The sequence below is a fragment of the Ideonella sp. P3_A4 genome (assembly GCF_056403075.1).
The window spans coordinates 1-2531 of the sequence record NZ_JBFUGE010000774.1 but is presented as its reverse complement, the minus strand read 5'-3'; the positions used below and the strand labels follow the sequence as shown (position 1 = coordinate 2531).

2 protein-coding genes and 1 pseudogene are annotated in these 2531 nt (G+C 65.0%); all 3 read right to left on the bottom strand.

What is annotated here, in order from left to right:
* The coding region (locus AC1DYI_RS32515) for a DUF1800 family protein (RefSeq protein ID WP_477208243.1) at nt 1-1558 on the bottom strand (1558 nt) is incomplete at its 3' end.
* Between the two features lie 257 nt (nt 1559-1815).
* Nucleotides 1816-2172: an arsenate reductase gene (locus AC1DYI_RS32510; RefSeq protein ID WP_477208242.1), complete on the bottom strand. Its 357-nt coding sequence runs from the start codon at nt 2170-2172 to the stop codon at nt 1816-1818.
* Nucleotides 2169-2531 (bottom strand): annotated as a pseudogene (locus tag AC1DYI_RS32505) (hypothetical protein); the annotation flags it as partial. The pseudogene AC1DYI_RS32505 and the gene AC1DYI_RS32510, both read right to left, overlap by 4 nt.

Here is a 2531-nt window from a genome sequence, read left to right as displayed (position 1 = left end):
GCACCAGGTTGCTCATGCGGTCCACCAACTTGGCGGCGTCGCTCGCATCGGCCACCCAGGCGTCGTACTTGAGCTTGGTGCCGACGGCGCCGGGCACGTCTTTCTGCGGGTCGGCGCCGTTCCAGTCGAACAGCATCGTCAGGTAGTTCAGCCGGTTCAGCGCGGTGCTGGCGTTGTGGATGCCGAACGCCGGGCCGATCAGCTTGCTGCCGCTGATCGGAAAGTCCTGCGGGTAGTAGTTGAAGACCGTCGGCGGGCGGAAGATGTGCTGGCTCATGTTCTCGCCTTGCCAAAAGCCCAGCGCATTGCCATCGGTGTCGCCGCCGATCGCGCGGATCACGCCGGTGAACAGCTGCGCCGGCTCGCGTAGCCGACCGGCCTTGTCCAACGGCTTCTCGGTGCGAGCTTCCTTGTCCAGCAACACCGCCGCCACGGTGGCCGACAGGTCACCGCGCTTGCCGGTACCGATGTCGTCGTAGGTGCCGCTGTTGAAGGCCTTCGTGACGCGGGCGACGTATTCCGGCGTCGGGTTGCTGGTCACCAGTTGCTGGATCAGGTGCTTGCCGACGAACGGCCCGATGTTCGGGTGGGTCATCAAGCTGTCGAGGACCTTTTCGAGCGCTTTGGGCGCGCTGCTACCCGTAGGCACCAGTACATCCGACAGCAGCTTGCGCGCCTTCGTGTCGCGCAGCGTGCCGCCGGCGGGCACCATGTCGCCGTAGAGGTAGTGGCAGTTCGCGCCCTCGGGCCAGCAGCCCCAGCGGTCAGCACCACCTGGCGGGTAGGTCCAGCCCGTTAGCGCATAGGCGTAGGAGCGCACCCGCTCGTTGTCGTAGGTGGAGGCGCACTTGCCGCCGATCAGCGTGCCGTCGCTGTTGAGCTTGCACGGCCCAATCGTGAACAGCTGCAGCAGCTCGCGCGCGAAGTTCTCGTTCGGCGCAGCCTGGTCGTTGTTCACGTGGTTCAGGTACTCGCCCATCATCGGCGAGACGGCCACCTGGCGCAGCAGGTCCCGGTAGTTGCCGAACGCGCCCATCATCATGTTGTTGTAGAACGGGCGCAGACCGTACGTCCCATCGACGTCCACGTTGCTGACCACCAGCAACTGGTTCAGTGCCAGTGCGACCCGTTGGCGCAGCTGGTCGTTGTTGCGGACCGCGTTGCGGTAGAAGTCCCACAGCAGCGGTTCGGACGAAAGATAGTCACGCCAGCAGTTCGGGTTCTTGACCTGGTCGGGCAGCTGACAGAAATCGGTCGTCGAGGTGTTCTTGTCGGGCGAGTTGTCGCCGCCCAGCTTGTAGCGCGAGACCGACAGCCCCATCTGGCCGACGATCCAGGTTTTGGCGCCCTTGTTGCGAATCTCGGTGACCAGGGCTTCGCTGGGGCCGAAAGTGGCTTGGTGCGCCAGACGGACGGCGTCCGACTGGGTGGTCACGAAGGCCTGGGCACCYTCGGACTGGCCGGAGACACCTGTCGCAGCGCGCCGCTCGGCGTCGGCTGCGTCCTCGCTGCCGCCTTCCCCACTGCCGCCACAGCCCACCAGCGCCAGGGCGGCCATCCCGGCCACCAGCCAACGCCGCAGGGGGCGGCCCTCCCAAACAAGGTGTCGCTTCATAGTTCGTGGCGGGCGGCACGGCCTGTTCGAAGGAACAGTACTGCGTGCCGGTTAGACCCCGGCGGCGAATCATGAAGTGCCAAAAGGCCCTTCAGTGGGGCCTATTCGTAACCGTTTGCGACGGCAATCCGCGTGCCTGCCCCGAAAAGCGCAGGAGCTTATGCGCGGCGTGATGTCACAAATTCAAGCAAATGCGTTTTTCAGCTGGGCAAATGGAGAGCCCAAACCTCTGGGGAAAACCCGACCGTGATGGCGCCGTCCGGCCATTCGACGACCGGGCGCTTGATCACGCTGGTCTGCTCGTGCATCAGGTGCTCAGCAGTGGCCCCATCAACCACTCGGGCCTGGACAGCGGCGTCGAGCTTGCGCCAGGTGGTGCCTTGGCGGTTCAGCAGCTTTTCCCAGCCCACCGCCYGGGCCCAGCGCCGCAAGTCGGCCGGGCTGGCGCCGGCCTTCTTGAAATCGATGAAGTCGTACGAAACACCTTGATCGGAAAGCCAGGCGCGGGCGCGCTTGACGGTGTCGCAGTTCGGAATGCCATGCAGGCGCAAAGTCATCGGCGATCGTCTTTCTCGTTCACTTCACAAATCGGGTCGGGCCCGTAGCCCGCGTCTCGTACGGTGCGGTTCGGCTCCACCGTCACCATGAACCACTGGCAGAACGGCGTTTCATAACGCCAGGTCCACACGGTGGCACCACGCCAGATGCCGAACTGCTTGGCGGGCCGGCCGAGTTTGTAGCGCAATTCGTCGGCGCTCATGCCCGGCACGACCTGGTTGAAGATGTCTTCGCGCAACACCTGTTCCCAGTGCTGCACGCGGCCGCCTGCATCCAGATCGACCATGAAGGTGTGCTTGGCGAAGGGTCCGCGGGCGTACTCGAGCCGCTCGCCGCCCTCGGGCCGAGGGTAGCGACC